Genomic DNA, 13,094 nt, shown 5'->3' with positions numbered 1-13,094 from the left:
CGTTCTTTCATTGGCAGCCGGTTCAGGCCGATCGCACCCGATCACGCGTCTGTTGGCAAGCTCGGCAGCCATGAAAGCGAGAGACAAAATCCGTGTCAATGGTTGACATGGCGTGTTATTAGGCGACACGCTCAGCAAACGAACATGGCGTATCCACATTTGCGATGAACGACAAAGACGAGGACAGGGCCGCGCAACTGCCGCCGGGCGTGCCGATCGTCCGGGCCGTCGACCGCGCGATAGCGCTGCTGCGGGCTTTCCGGCCGGAGCAGCCGCGGCTCGGCCTGAGCGAGCTCGCCCGGCAGGTCGGCCTCGACAAGGGCACGACGCGGCGTCTGCTGCTGACGTTGCAGCTCAATGAGCTCGTCGAATATGACGAGCATTCCCAGAGCTATGCGCTGGCCGTCGGGCTGATCGAGCTCGGCAGCGCAGTGACGACCGGCCGCGAATTGCGCGACATCGCCGGCCCCTATCTGACCGAGATAGCCGAGAAGACCGGCGCGACTGCCTTCCTCTGGGTCCATATCGCCGGGCGCGGGCTCTGCGTCGATCGCGTGCGCGCCTCGCTGCCGCATGTCGATGCGACCTGGTTCGCGGTCGGCGCACAGGCACCGTTGAACTGCGGCGGCGGCCCGCGCGTACTGCTGGCCTATCTCGACGACGAGCAGCGCCGGCTGGCTCTTTCGCTCGATCTGCCCAAACGCGCCCCTGCGAGCCAGACCGATCCAGACCTGCTCTGGCGCGAGGCCGACCGCATCCGGGCGCAGGGCTGGGAGCTGGCCGCCGACGATTTCTTCATCGGCCTGACCGGTGTCGGTGTGCCGATCTTCGACCGCTCCGGCGCGCTCGCCGGGGCGCTCAGCATCTCCTCGCTGACCTCGATCGTCGCGCCACAGGGGCGCCCGGTGCATCTCGACGCGCTGCGCGACGCTGCGGCGCGGATCGGAGGACGCGTCCTGCCGGATTGAGGCTAACGCTCGATCCTTGTCGAGAGGATGATGGAGGACATCGTGCGCTCAACGCCTTCGAGCGCGCCGATCCGGTCGATCAAACCGTCGAGCTCGCCGATCGAGGGCGCGACCACCACGGCGATCATGTCGAACTGGCCGCTGATCGAATGCAGCGTCCTGATTTCGGGGATGCGCCGCAGCTCCGTCTCGACGCGCACCGCAAGCTTCGGCAACGCCGTGATCAGCACATGCGCCTTGACCTGGCCCTTCTCGTAATCCTCCGAAAGCCGTGCCGTGTAACCGGCGATGACGCCACGGCGCTCCAGCCGCTCGATCCGGCTCTGCACCGTCGTGCGTGACAGGCCGAGCTTGCGGCCGAGCTCGGCCACCGGAGCGCGGGCGTTCTCGGTGAGCAGGGTCAGGAGATGGCGATCGGTCGGGTCTATCGGCATAGCGCCGAAAGCTTACGGCGTTTCGCTGAAAAATCCCATATGAATCGTCGCGTCGCCGGCTTCTATCCGACGAAGCCAGGAGCGAATCTCTCTGACAGAAACAGATTCATCGGGGGAACCATGAAAAACGTGGTCGTCATCGGCGCCGGCAAGATCGGCGCGACCATCGCCGACCTGCTCGGCGCTACCGGGGATTACCGCGTGGTGATCGCCGACCGCTCCAACGAACAGCTCGCCGCGATCAGGACCAGTTCGACGATCTCCACCCGCCGGGTCGACATCACCGACGCCAACGAGCTCGCCGACGTCCTGAACGGCGCCTTCGCCGTGCTCTCGGCGGCGCCCTACGATCTGACGACGCGCATCGCCGAGGCCGCCGACACCCAAGGCGTGCACTATCTCGATTTGACCGAGGACGTCGCCTCGACCCGCCGGGTGAAGGAGCTGGCGCTGACCGCCAAGGCGGCGCTGATCCCGCAATGCGGGCTGGCGCCGGGCTTCATCTCGATCGTCGCCGCCGATCTCGCCCGCGACTTCGACCAGCTGGACAGCCTCAAGCTTCGCGTCGGCGCGCTGCCGCAGTACCCGTCGAACGCGCTGAACTACAACCTGACCTGGAGCACGGACGGCGTCATCAACGAGTATTGCGAGCCCTGCGAGGCCGTCGTCAACGGCGAGCGCACTCTGGTGCCGGCGATGGAAGAGCGCGAGGAGTTCTCGCTCGACGGCATCACCTACGAGGCCTTCAACACCTCGGGCGGGCTCGGCACGCTCTGCGACACGCTCGCCGGCAAGGTGCGCACGCTGAACTATCGCACCATCCGCTATCCCGGCCATTGCGCGATCATGAAGGCGCTGCTGCAGGACCTGCGCCTGTCCGAGCGCCGCGACGTGCTGAAGGACATCTTCGAGAACGCCCTGCCGAGCACGCTGCAGGATGTAGTCGTGATCTTCGTCACCGCCAGCGGCCGGCTGAACGGCCGGCTGACCCAGCAGACCTATGCCAACAAGGTCTACAGCGCCGTGGTCGGCGGCGTGATGCGCAGCGCCATCCAGATCACCACGGCGTCGGGCATCTGCGCCGTGCTCGACCTGCTGGCAGAGGGCAAGCTGCCGCAGAAGGGCTTCGTCAAGCAGGAGGATATCGGCCTCGATGCTTTCCTCGCCAACCGCTTCGGCCGCGCCTATGCGCGGCCCGAGGATCTCGGCCACGCCCCCGGCGAGACCCATGCGGCCCGCGCCGCCTGAGCATTCGGCGGCGCCAAGCATATTCGCCCCTGTCCCGCAAGCGGGCCGATGTCAGGGGACGCATGACCGGGTCCGGGCTGGCAAACGCCCGCACCCACGCTACAAAACAAAAAATAGTTCCATAGGGAACGTTTTCGGGGAAACGACCGCACGATGGCCAGACGCGTCCTGATCGCGGAATTCATGCACGAGACGAACACGTTCAGTGTTCAGCTCACCGATGAGGCGGTGTTCCGCCATCACGGCGTCTTCCGCGACAATGAGGTGCCCGCCGCCTTCCAGGGCACGCGGACATCGATGGGCGCCGCCTTCGAGGCGGCCGAAAAGTTCGGCTGGAGCCTCGTCCACCCGCTTGTCACCGGAGCCAACCCCTCGGGCCGCGTCACCGACGCGGCCTTCGATGTCTTCGCCGGCTTGATCCTTTCCGCCTGCGAGCGGCTCGACGGCGTGCTGCTGCATCTGCACGGCGCGATGGCCACCGAAAGCTCCGACGATGGCGAAGGCGAGCTGCTGCAGCGCATCCGCGCCAAGGTCGGGCCGGATGTTCCGGTCGTCGCGATCCTCGATTTGCACGCGACGCTGACGCAAGCCATGGCCGACAACGCGAATGCGCTGATCTCGTATCGGACCTATCCGCATATCGACCAGTATGAGCGGACCTGGCAGGGCGCCGAACTGCTTGAGCGGGCGATGAAAGGCGAGATCAGGCCGCGCGTCGCGGTCGCCCGCCGGCCGATCCTCTACGCGCTCGATGGCGGACGCACGACTTCGCCGCCCTTCATGGAGCTGCTGCGCCGCGGCGATGCGCTGGAAGCGTCGTGCGATGCGCTCGTGGTCAGCGTCCAGGCCGGCTTTTCCTCGGCCGACGTCCACGATATCGGCCCCTCCATCGCCGTCACCCATGACGATCGCGACAAGGCGCAGGCCATCGCCGAGGAGCTGATGGACTATGCCTGGGAGCAGCGGCACTACTCCTCGATCCACTTCACCCCGCTGAAGGAGGCGATGGCCAGGGCCAAGGCGGGCGAAGGCACGCTCGGGCCGGAGGCCGGCGGCAAGCCGCTGGTGATCTCCGACTATTCCGACAATCCGGGCTCGGGCGCCTATGGCGATGCGACTAACCTCTTGCGCGCGGTGCTTGAAGCCGGCCTGAGGAATGTCGGCTTCCATGCGATCCGCGATCCCGAGGCTGCGCTCGCGGCGCAGGCGGCCGGCGTCGGCAACCGCGTCAGGCTCAAGCTCGGCGGCAAGGTGGATCCCAACACCGGCGGCGGCCCGCTCGAGCTCGACGCCCATGTCGTGGCACTCACCGACGGGCATTTCATCTGCTACGGGCCGATGGGCGGCGGCGTCTGGCGCAATTACGGCCTCTCGGCCCTGCTGCGGGTCGCCGATGTCGAGATCATCGTCATCACCCATAACGGCCAGGCGACCGACCTTGCCCAGTTCACCTCGCTCGGCGTCGACCCGACGCGGAAATCGACCGTGATCGTCAAGTCGATGCAGCATTTCCGCGCCGCATTCGAGCCGATCGCCCGCGAAGTGATCGAGGTCGACACCGGCGCGCTCTCGACCAGGAACTTCAAGGAGCGGCCTTACCAGAAGGTACGCCGCCCGATCTTCCCGCTCGACGATATCTGAGCGGTGACGTGCACACCCACAGCCCTCATACTGAGGAGCCGCAAAGCGGCGTCTCGAAGGATGTTTCAGGAGGCTCCGGAACCAACTGGAGCATCCTTCGAGACGCAAGCTGCGCTTGCTCCTCAGGATGAGGGCTGAAGGTGTTCCACCGAATTCTGAGCCCTTAGGACAACAGGAAGCGACGATGACGACGGAGCAAGCGGCATGAGCGTCAAGGCCGATATCGTGCTGCGCGGCGGGCCGATCTGGTGCGGCCGGCAGGAGGGCGTGGTCGAGGCGCTGGCGCTCTGGGGCGACAAGGTGCTCGCGGCCGGCAAGGACGCCGAGATCGCCAGCCTGATCGGGCCCTCGACCAGGGTCATCGACCTCGCCGGCCGACTGGCGACGCCGGGGCTGAACGATTCCCATCTCCATTTGATTTCGGTCGGCCTGACCATGGACTGGGTCGATGCCCGTCCTGCAGCGGCACCGACGCTGGACGCGCTGCTCGGCCAGATCGCCGCGCGCGCCGCGAAGTCGAAGCCGGGCGAGTGGGTGCTGGCGCGCGGCTACGACCAGACCAAGCTCGACACCGGCCGGCACCCGTTCCGCGAGGAGCTCGACCGCGCCGCGCCGAACAACCCGGTGATGCTGGTCAGGACCTGTGGTCACATCTCGATCGTCAATTCCCTGGCGCTCGCGCTCGGGGGCATCGACGAGACCTCGCCGACCCCGCCGGGTGGATTGATCGAGCAGCAGAACGGCCGGCTCACCGGCCTGCTCGCGGAGAACGCCCGCGCCCCGGTCAAGGCCGCGATCCCGGCACCGAACGAAGAGCAGCTCATCGCCGCGATCGAGCGCGGCGGCCAGTACCTGCTCTCGCTCGGGATCACCAGCTGCATGGATGCGGCGGTCGGCATGGTCACCGGTTTCAACGAGATCGCGGCCTATCACAAGGCCAAGCGCGATGGCCGCCTGCCGGTGCGGACCTGGCTCGCTCTGCTCGGCGACGAGGGCCGCTCGATCGTGCCGCAATGCCATGACGCCGGGCTGCTCTCCGGCACCGGCGACGAGATGCTGATGATCGGCGCGGTCAAGATCTTCCTCGACGGCTCGGCCGGCGGCCGCACTGCCTGGATGAGCGAGCCCTATCTCGGCGAGGACAAGACCACCGGGGTGCAGATGCTCTCGGACGAGGATCTGGAGCGGCAGGTGCTGGACGCTCATGCCAAGGGCTACCAGCTCGCCTGCCACGCCATCGGCGATGCCGCGATCGAGCAGTTGATCACCGCCTATGAGAAGGCGCTCGCCGCTCACCCCGATCCCAACCGGCGCCACCGCATCGAGCATTGCGGCTTCTCGACGCCGCAGCAGCACGAGCGGATGGTCAAGGCCGGGATCTATCCCTGCCCGCAGCAGGTCTTCATCCATGATTTCGGCGACGCCTATATCAAGGTGCTCGGCGAGGAGCGGGCGCTGCCGAGCTATCCATTCCGGACCTGGTTCGATCTTGGCCTGAAGCCGGCGACCGGCAGCGACGCGCCGGTCTGCGATCCCGATCCGTTCCCGAACTTCCACACCATGCTGACGCGCCAGACCTGGCGCGGCACGGTGATGGATGAACGCCAGCGCGTCTCGATCGAGGAGGCGCTGCAGGCCTATACCGAATACGGCGCCTTCTCGCAGAAGCAGGAAGCGGTGAAGGGCAAGCTTGTGCCTGGCTTCCTCGCCGATGTCGCCGTGTTCTCGCGCGACCTGCTTTCGGCCTCGCCGGAGGAGATCCTCAGGGATACCCGCTGCGACATCACCATTCGCGGCGGCCAGGTCGTCTACGAGCGTTCAGGGACGGCCTGAACGCGCTGCACAATGGAAACAAGAAGACAGGGCGTGAAAGCCCGCTATGGTTTCAAATGGAACGAATATCGGCGCCGGCCAACGGCGCCGACCTGGAGCCGGATCCGATCAGGCCGAAAGCCTGATCGGTGAATCCGTCTCCAAACATGAGAACAGAGGCCGTTTTCCCGGTCGGCTTGCTGCGCAAGCTGACCGGAACGGGCTCTGGGAGTTTACCGGCATAATGGGAGGTTTCGACGTGTTGAAAAAGCTTGCCTTCACGACCGCGCTGACAGTCGCGGCCGCCTTTACCCTGCAGGCGCAGGCCCAGGAGCCGCGCCGCGGCGGCACGATCCGCTTCACCGCGCCCTATGGCGCCTCCTTCGTCAGCAATGACAGCCATGTCTCGAACCAGATCCAGGACGAGATCTACGGCTACGCGCTGCACGGCATGCTCTACAAATGGGACGCCAAGAACGGCAAGCCGGTGCTCGACATCGCCGAGAGCGTCCAGGTCTCGGCCGACGGCAAGACTTATACCTACAAGCTGCGCGACAACGCGCTCTTCCATAACGGCCGCAAGCTGACCTCCGACGACGTCATCTGGTCCTATACCCGCATCATGGATGGTTCGAAGAACTATCCGGGCGCGCGCTATGTCGCCCGCATCGTCGGCGCGACCGACGTCCAGAAGGGCCAGGCCAAGGAGATCTCAGGCCTGAAGAAGATCGACGAGTCCAGCTTCTCGATGACGCTGACCGACAAGGCCGATCCCGGCTACTTCCTGTTCCAGGCGCAGACCGCGATCCTGCCGGCCAAGGAAGCACAGGCCGCCGGCTTCTTCGACAAGCCGATCGGCCTCGGCCCCTTCAAGTTCGTTGAGCATGTGCCGGGCTCGCGCATGGCCTTCGAGCGCTGGGACAAGTACTACCTCGCCGGCAAGCCCTATGCCGACAAGCTCGTGATCTCGCCGATGGGCGAGGCGGCGGCGCGCGACGTCGCCTTCCGCAACAAGGAGGTCGACGTCTCGATCCTGGGTTCGACCCAGTACGTCGCCTACAAGGCGGACCCGAACCTGTCGAAGGGCATCCTGGAGGTCGCCGAGGTCTTCACCCGCAATATGGGCATGAACCCGACCTTCAAGCCCTTCTCCGACAAGCGCGTCCGCCAGGCGATCAACTATGCCATCGACAGCGAGCTGATCATCAAGCGCCTCGTCCGCGACAAGGCCTACCGCGCCGTGAGCTGGCTGCCGCTGTCCTCGCCCGCCTTCGACAAGGACGCCAAGCCCTACGCCTTCGACCCTGAGAAGGCCAAGAAGCTTCTGGTCGAGGCCGGCTATCCCGACGGCTTCGAGTTCGAATGGACCGCGACGCCGAACGAGAGCTGGGGCGTGCCGATCGTCGAAGCGACGATCCCGATGCTCGCCAAGGTCGGCATCAAGGTGAAGGTCAAGCCGGTCGAGACCTCGGCGCTCGGTGGCGTCGTCGTCGGCGGCGACTTCCAGGCCTATATCTGGTCGAACACCTCGGGCCCGGACTCCCTGACGGCGCTGAAGTGCTTCCACTCCTCGACGCCGCGCTCGTCCTGCAACTACACCACTTTCAAGAACCCGGCCTATGACAAGCTGATCGACGACGCCTCGAACGAGGCCGATGCGGCCAAGCAGCTCGACCTGCTGAAGAAGGCCAACGCCATGCTGCAGGACGAGGCGCCCGTCTGGTTCTTCAACTACAACAAGGCGGTGCTGGCCTATCAGCCCTGGCTGCACGGCCTCCAGCCGAATGCGACCGAGCTGGCGCTGCAGCGCTACGAGGAGCTCTGGGTCGACAGCACCTCGCCTGCGGCGAAGTAAGCCTCGTCCCATCGGATGTAACGAGAAACGCGCGGTCATCCCGGACAAGCCGCGCGAGCGGCGCCGATCCGGGATCCATTCCTGAACTGCTCCGGAATGGATCCCGGGTCTCCCGGAGCCTGTCTTCGGGCCGACCTAAGGTCGGACCCGATGGGTCGCCCGGGATGACCGCGAACTTCATGTTTCCGATCGCGACACGCAGCCAAGTCGCAATCAGGAGCCCTCCATCATGTTGCCTTACGTCTTTCGCCGGCTGCTGCAGGCCATCCCGATCCTGCTTGCGGTCGCCGCGCTGATCTTCGTACTGTTCAGCGTCATTCCCGGTAATTTCGCCACCAGCCAGATGGCCGACGGACGCAGCAATATCGACGCTGCGACGATCGAGCGGATGAACCAGCAGTTTGGCCTCAACGACCCGCTGCCGCTGCGCTTCGCCAAATATGTCGGCGGGCTCGCGACCTTCGATCTCGGCGATTCCTTCCGCACCCGCCAGCCCGTCACCGCGCTCATCGGCGAGCGGCTCTGGCCGAGCCTGCAGCTCGCGCTCGCGGCGATGTTCTTCGCCATCGTCATCGGCGTGCCGCTCGGCTTCTTCGCCGCGCTCAGGCCGGGAAGCTGGGTCGACATGCTCTCCATGGTCTTCGCCGTCTCCGGACTGTCGCTGCCGATGTTCTGGCTCGGCCTGCTCCTGATGTATTTCTTCGCGCTGACGCTGAACTGGTTCCCGAGCTTCGGCTATGGCGACGGCGATCCCCGCTACATCGTGCTGCCGGCGATCGCGCTCGGCGTCTCGCCGCTCGCCCTGCTCGCGCGCACGACCCGCGCTGCGGTGCTCGAGATCATGCATGCCGACTTCGTCCGCACCGCCCGGGCCAAGGGCGCGAACGCCTATCGCGTCATGCGCTGGCATGTCGCCCGCAACGCGCTCGTCATCGTCCTGACCACGCTCGGCCTGCAGTTCGGCTCGGTGCTCGGCCAGGCCGTCGTCGTCGAGAAGCTCTTCGCCTGGCCGGGGCTCGGCTCGCTGCTGGTCGACAGCGTAACCTGGCGCGATATCCCGGCCGTACAGGGCTGCATCCTGACGATCGTGCTCTTCTTCCTCGTCGTGAACATCGCCGTCGACGTGCTCTGCGCCGTCGTCGATCCGCGCATCAAGTACAGCTAGGCTTCCCGATGAAGTTCCGTGCCAACCTCTGGATCGGCGCCACCTGCTTCGCGCTCGTTGTGGCAGGCGGCGTCTTCGCGCCCTGGCTCGCCCATACCGACCCGGTGATGGACGCCAATCTGATGAACGCCGAGGTGCCGCCCGGCTCCGAATTCTGGTTCGGCACCGACGCGCAGGGCCGCGACATCTACAGCCGCGTGCTGCATGGCGCCCGCATCTCGCTGACGGTCGGCATCGTCTCGCAACTGATCAACACCTGCATCGGCGTCGCGCTCGGCCTTTCCGCCGCCTATTGGGGCGGCTGGTGGGACGATTTCGTCAACGGCCTCACCAACATGATGCTGGCGATCCCCTCGCTGGTCTTCGCGCTGGCGATCATGGCGATCCTGCAGCCCGGCTTGACCAGCCTGCTGATCGCGCTCGGCCTGACCAACTGGTCCTTCACCTGCCGATTGACCAGGGCGGCGACGCTCTCGGTCAAGCAGCTCGGCTATATCGAGGCGGCGAGATCGCTGGGCTACGGCACCTTCCGGATCATGTTCACGCAGATCCTGCCGAACATCGCCGGCCCGATCATCGTGATCGGGACGCTCGGTATGGGCGGCGCCGTGCTGGCCGAAGCATCTCTCTCCTTCCTCGGCCTCGGCATCCGCCCGCCCTTCCCGAGCTGGGGCTCGATGCTGTCGGATGCGCGCGACCAGATCTCGACCGCACCCTGGATCTCGATCTTTCCCGGCCTTGCCATCTTCCTGACCGTGCTCGGCCTCAACCTGCTCGGCGACGGCCTGCGCGATATCCTCGATCCGCACTCGCAGACCCGCAAGGCCTGAACCTTCCTCTCGACGAAAGAGACCTGTACCTGTGACTGCCTCCGACCTCGACGACGGCCCGCTCGAAACCGTCAGCTTCATCGGCCTGAAGCCCGGCCCCAAGCTGATCGTGACCGGCGCCGTCCACGGCAACGAGCCCTGCGGACCGACCGCGATCCGCCGCGTCATCGAGGAGTGCCGGGCAGGCCAGATCAGGATCCTGCGCGGCGAGGTGACCTTCCTGCCCGTCACCAATCCCAAGGCTTTCCGCCTGAAGACCCGCGAGGGCGACCGCAACTTCAACCGCGACCTGCGCGAGCGGCCACTGGCCGGCGATTACGAGGACCGGATCGGCAATCCGGTCTGCGCCCTGCTGCGCCGGCACAACGCGCTGCTCGATATCCATTCCTTCCGGCAGGAGGGCGAGCCGTTCGTCTTCTTCGGCCCTGCGAACAATCGCGGCGCGCTCGAACCCTTCGCCCGCGCGGAAGAAGAGCTGGCGCTCGCCTCCTGCCTCGGCGTCCCGACCGCGATCCATGGCTGGCTCGACAACTACGCCCGCCTCCTCGACATCCGTGCCCGCCTGCCGGTGCCCAGGCTCAACGTCACCGAGGGCTATGGCACGACCGAGTTCATGCGCTTCGCGGGCGGCTATGCGGTGACGCTGGAATGCGGCACGCATGACGACCCTAAGGCAGCCGATATCGGCTACGCAGCAATCCGCAATACACTGGCGCAGTTGCAATTGGTCGAGGCGCCCCTGCCGAAGCCGGCGTTGCGCGATGTGATCGAGATGGTCGAGGTCCTGCTCTGCGAGACGGAGGGCGACCGTGCCGAGGCGGGCTGGCGCACCGGCGATGCCGTCGAGGCCGGCGCAATCCTCGCCCATCGCGCCGACGGCTCCAAGGTCACGGCGCCGCGCGACGGCTACATCATCTTCCCGAACACCGCGCCCAAGCTCGGCGAGGCGATCTGCCATTTCGGCATCGCCAGCCATCGCGCGATTGGACGCGCCTGACATAAGGCGAGAGTCAACGCCGGCCGGCGGCGACGAACCTGTCTCCATTCCAGACGAGCCGGCGCTGGCAGCCCATGTGGCCGGAGCGGCCGCAGGCGCTGCCGTGCAGGGACAGCACCAGCACGGACTTGCCGCCGGCTTGAGCGAGCGACCAGCCCTGGACATTGCTGCCATAGGCCTGGCGGTAGCCGCCCCCGCTCGACATCAGGATATCGAGCGTGCAGCCGGCCGAGCCGCAGAACGGATTGGTCGACATCCCGCCGACGCATGCGGACTCGCTATAGTCGAGCAGATAGTCGGGTTGGCCGTCGCCGTTGAAATCGGCCGTTCGCTGGAAGCCCGGCTTGAACGTCGCGCGCCCGCCGCAGGTCTCCCGGATTTCGGCGCGGACCTTGGCGATCTCGGCGGGAACCGATTGTTGCGCCAAGGCGCCGGCACCGAACTGAGCAGCAAAGGACAAACCCAAAGCAAGACTGCGCCACAAGTCCATCACCTCCCCCTCGGCAACACCGGCATGACGCTACGGCAAGGCACATCATGTTGCGTCCGGTCCGGATAAAAGCAACATGCCACGCGCATCGCTTCCGGAGTACCCATGCCCCGTCTCGTCTACGTTCTCAACGGCCCGAACCTGAACCTGCTCGGCAAGCGCCAGCCTCACATCTACGGCTCCGAGACCCTCGCCGATGTCGAGGATGCCTGCCGGGCGCTGGGCAAGGAACTCGACCTCGAGATCCGCTTCCACCAGTCGAACCGCGAATACGAGATCATCGACTGGATCCACGCGGCGCGCGAGCAGGCGACCGGCATCGTCATCAATCCCGGCGCCTTCACCCATACCTCGGTCGCGATCCTCGACGCGCTCAACACCTTCAATGGCACCGTGATCGAGTGCCATATCTCGAACGTGCACAAACGCGAGAGCTTCCGGCACCATTCCTACATGTCGCTGCGCGCCGACGGTGTCATCGCCGGCTTCGGCACGCAGGGCTATCTGCTGTCGCTGCGCAGGGTGGCGAAGCTCGCGGACGAGAAGACGGGCTGAGCCGACTGCGGCTCTCGCTCATCAATACGGCGCCGGCCGCACCGGCCGGCGCCAAGACCCGGGTTGGTCACATCAAGCGGGTGATCATGGCCGATCGGATCAAGCGATATCTGGCATTACCAGCGTAATCGATGCGGCATGCAAACCTCTTTTTAAAGTAAATAAAAACAAGACCAGAGCAACAACCCAGTTGCCCTGCCACGACAACTTGCGCATATCAGGCGAATGCTCTAATCGCACCTCGGCTGCAGCCGCTTGGCGCTGCAACGAGAACCCTGACGTGACCAAAGCAAATCTTCTTTTCGGTACCGCCTTGCTTGCCGGCTTGGTCAACCTCTCGGCAATCTCCGCCCTCGCGCAGACAGAGCCGCCGGCGACCGAGGAGCCGGCGCTGCGCGCGCCAGCCGTCCGCCCGGCTCCCGCGGCACGTCCTGCCCCTGCGGCGCGTCCGGCGACGGCGAATCCGCCCGCCCGTCCCGCGACCGCGCAGGCTCCGGCGACGCCGAGCGTGAGCCAGCCAGCCGCTGCGACGGCGCGACTGCCGAACGGCGCCTCGGCCGTCAACGAGGTCTATGGCGACTGGACCGTCGATTGCCGCATCAATGACGGCCAGAAGCTCTGCCTGCTGTCGCAATCGCAGGGCGACAGCCGCACCAACCAGCGTGTCTTCGCAATCGAGTTGCGCGCGCCGAAGGATGGCCGCGCCGAAGGCACGATCCTCATGCCCTTCGGGGTCAAGCTCGAAAACGGCGCCGTGCTCAAGCTCGACGAGAAGGATCTCGGCCAGGGCCTGCGCTTCTCGACCTGCGTCCCGGCCGGCTGCCTGCTGCCGATTTCCTTCCCGACCGTGGCGACCGACGCGATCAAGGGCGGCAAGACGCTGACCGCGGCGGCGCTCAACCTGTCCAGTAACGACGTGGTCTCGTTCAACATCGCGCTGAACGGCTTCGGCCCGGCCCTCGACCGGCTGGTGCAGTTGGCGAACTGAGGCTGCTATCTCGCCGAGCAGTTCATGAAGGCCATGTGTGCGCCCGTGCCGCGCTTCGCCGATTGCCAACGCTTGCGTCCCGGGCGCTGGGGATCGTCATAGACGTAGCCG

12 protein-coding genes are annotated in these 13,094 nt (G+C 66.0%); 10 read left to right on the top strand and 2 right to left on the bottom strand.

The window, feature by feature from the left end; genetic code table 11:
- Positions 1–164: 164 nt before the first annotated feature.
- Positions 165–968 (top strand): IclR family transcriptional regulator, encoded by an 804-nt coding sequence (locus tag BMZ21_RS25650; protein ID WP_091841518.1) that lies wholly within the window; start codon positions 165–167, stop codon positions 966–968.
- Positions 969–970: 2 nt separating this feature from the next.
- Here the strand turns inward: BMZ21_RS25650 and BMZ21_RS25645 are convergent, their stop codons facing one another.
- Positions 971–1,402: an Lrp/AsnC family transcriptional regulator gene (locus BMZ21_RS25645; RefSeq protein WP_091841517.1), complete on the bottom strand. Its 432-nt coding sequence runs from the start codon at positions 1,400–1,402 to the stop codon at positions 971–973.
- Between the two features lie 120 nt (positions 1,403–1,522).
- Here BMZ21_RS25645 and BMZ21_RS25640 point away from each other — a divergent pair, with 120 nt between their 5' ends.
- From BMZ21_RS25640 to BMZ21_RS25610, 7 genes are all read left to right on the top strand, one after another.
- Positions 1,523–2,650, top strand: coding sequence for a saccharopine dehydrogenase family protein (locus BMZ21_RS25640; RefSeq protein WP_091841779.1), 1,128 nt, complete (start codon positions 1,523–1,525; stop codon positions 2,648–2,650).
- Positions 2,651–2,803: 153 nt separating this feature from the next.
- Entirely contained in the window at positions 2,804–4,291 is a 1,488-nt protein-coding gene (locus BMZ21_RS25635; RefSeq protein WP_091841515.1) for a M81 family metallopeptidase, read from the top strand.
- A 204-nt stretch (positions 4,292–4,495) separates the two neighbouring features.
- Complete coding sequence (locus BMZ21_RS25630; protein ID WP_091841512.1) at positions 4,496–6,124, top strand: amidohydrolase; 1,629 nt, start codon at positions 4,496–4,498, stop codon at positions 6,122–6,124.
- 241 nt (positions 6,125–6,365) lie between these two features.
- Positions 6,366–7,958 carry an ABC transporter substrate-binding protein gene (locus tag BMZ21_RS25625; RefSeq protein WP_425285475.1) on the top strand — a complete coding sequence of 531 codons (1,593 nt, stop codon included), beginning with the start codon at positions 6,366–6,368 and terminating at the stop codon, positions 7,956–7,958.
- A 229-nt stretch (positions 7,959–8,187) separates the two neighbouring features.
- Positions 8,188–9,123, top strand: coding sequence for an ABC transporter permease (locus BMZ21_RS25620; protein WP_091841507.1), 936 nt, complete (start codon positions 8,188–8,190; stop codon positions 9,121–9,123).
- A gap of 8 nt (positions 9,124–9,131) precedes the next feature.
- Entirely contained in the window at positions 9,132–9,953 is an 822-nt protein-coding gene (locus BMZ21_RS25615; RefSeq protein WP_091841505.1) for an ABC transporter permease, read from the top strand.
- A gap of 31 nt (positions 9,954–9,984) precedes the next feature.
- On the top strand, positions 9,985–10,950 hold the full coding sequence (locus BMZ21_RS25610; RefSeq protein WP_167561752.1) for a succinylglutamate desuccinylase/aspartoacylase family protein: 966 nt from the start codon (positions 9,985–9,987) through the stop codon (positions 10,948–10,950).
- Between the two features lie 13 nt (positions 10,951–10,963).
- Here BMZ21_RS25610 and BMZ21_RS25605 read toward each other — a convergent pair whose 3' ends face one another.
- Positions 10,964–11,377, bottom strand: coding sequence for a hypothetical protein (locus BMZ21_RS25605; RefSeq protein ID WP_143079807.1), 414 nt, complete (start codon positions 11,375–11,377; stop codon positions 10,964–10,966).
- A 168-nt stretch (positions 11,378–11,545) separates the two neighbouring features.
- Here BMZ21_RS25605 and aroQ point away from each other — a divergent pair, with 168 nt between their 5' ends.
- Both aroQ and BMZ21_RS25595 read left to right on the top strand, forming a co-directional pair.
- The gene (aroQ, locus tag BMZ21_RS25600; protein WP_091841497.1) at positions 11,546–11,995 is read left to right on the top strand and encodes a type II 3-dehydroquinate dehydratase; all 450 of its coding nucleotides are present in this window, start codon (positions 11,546–11,548) and stop codon (positions 11,993–11,995) included.
- A 280-nt stretch (positions 11,996–12,275) separates the two neighbouring features.
- A complete protein-coding gene (locus tag BMZ21_RS25595) occupies positions 12,276–12,983 on the top strand; it encodes an invasion associated locus B family protein (RefSeq protein ID WP_244544005.1) in 708 nt (235 codons plus the stop codon).
- Positions 12,984–13,094: the final 111 nt, after the last annotated feature.

This window comes from Allobosea lupini, from assembly GCF_900109525.1.
GTDB classification, from domain to species: domain Bacteria; phylum Pseudomonadota; class Alphaproteobacteria; order Rhizobiales; family Beijerinckiaceae; genus Allobosea; species Allobosea lupini.
Note: the sequence above shows the minus strand (reverse complement) of the source record. Positions and strands in the feature narration are given on the sequence as shown.